Consider the following 976-nt stretch of genomic DNA (forward strand, 5'->3'; position numbering starts at 1 on the left):
GTTTTTCAACCAGCGATTGGATGGTTAATTCGCTCTCGCTTAGAGATTGGCGAAGTGTGAGTACCGTAGATTCAAGCTCAGTCACTTTTGAACGTAAGAGCGCTAGCTCATCTTCTTTATTTTTATTTGGCATATAAGGAAGATCGCAGAGAGCCGCGAAAGTTCCTTATACGCTATTATTTTTTAATTTAATTAAGACTTTGGTAATTCAATGTTTGATGGGGTTTCATTTTTTCAATATCGAGCCCATCAAGCAACCAATGCCACTGCTCTTCCGTTAATGAGAGGGTTTTCCCTGGCATTTTTCTTGGCCAAGCGAACTTGTCTTTTTCGAGTCGCTTTTGCCAGAGGCAAAAGCCATTACGCTGCCAGTAGAGAACTTTGAGCTTATCCCGCGTGCGATTAGAGAAGACAAATAGCGCTTCAGAGAAGGGATTAAGGTTCATATTCTGTTCAACAATAAAGCTCAAGCCGTTAATGCCCTTTCTAAAATCGACGGGCGCCTTGTGGAGATAGATAACAGAGATATCAGGGAACATTTTCATACAACAGCAAGCTCCTTCAATAGAAGACCGAGCCACTGAGGTGCTACATCACGAGGTACATGAAGAGAGCATGCTCCCGCTTCAAGGCGTAATTCCGTAGGTAACGTAGAGGGAGGCAGTTGCTCGGTTTTGGTGTTTAGCATGGCTGTTTTTTCAACAACAACGAATTCAGAAAGTGAATCTTCTCGTTTTTTAGGCAGGTTGACTAAGTGGTGTAGTTTGCGACGGTTGTTATCAAATGTTTTTGGATGAAGATTGTGCTCTAAACAAAACTGAGCGGCAGACTGCTCACTATTGTAATACTTCTGAACAAGGCGTAGCCATTCTTGCTGAGATCTATGCTGAGACATTTTCGAGTACCTTTAACGATAAAAGTTAAAGGTTACGACGTTTATTAAAAGGATTGAATGAGTCGATTTAAAGACGCTTAC

At 41.7% G+C, this 976-nt stretch carries 2 protein-coding genes; both read right to left on the bottom strand.

The features are described from left to right. Nucleotides 1-188 precede the first annotated feature (188 nt). The gene (tnpB, locus tag OCT63_RS21355; protein ID WP_016769320.1) at nt 189-545 is read right to left on the bottom strand and encodes an IS66 family insertion sequence element accessory protein TnpB; all 357 of its coding nucleotides are present in this window, start codon (nt 543-545) and stop codon (nt 189-191) included. After that, nucleotides 542-895 (bottom strand): IS66 family insertion sequence element accessory protein TnpA, encoded by a 354-nt coding sequence (gene tnpA / locus OCT63_RS21360; RefSeq protein WP_055451982.1) that lies wholly within the window; start codon nt 893-895, stop codon nt 542-544. The genes tnpB and tnpA overlap by 4 nt, the downstream gene beginning before the upstream one ends. Between the last annotated feature and the right edge of the window lie 81 nt (nt 896-976).

Source organism: Vibrio sp. RW (assembly GCF_027587105.1).
GTDB lineage: Bacteria > Pseudomonadota > Gammaproteobacteria > Enterobacterales > Vibrionaceae > Vibrio > Vibrio toranzoniae.

Excerpts from the sequence above, each read along its gene's own strand:
- tnpA (WP_055451982.1), bottom strand. The coding sequence starts at position 895 with ATGTCTCAGCATAGATCTCAGCAAGAATGGCTACGCCTTGTTCAGAAG.
- tnpB (WP_016769320.1), bottom strand. The coding sequence starts at position 545 with ATGAAAATGTTCCCTGATATCTCTGTTATCTATCTCCACAAGGCGCCC.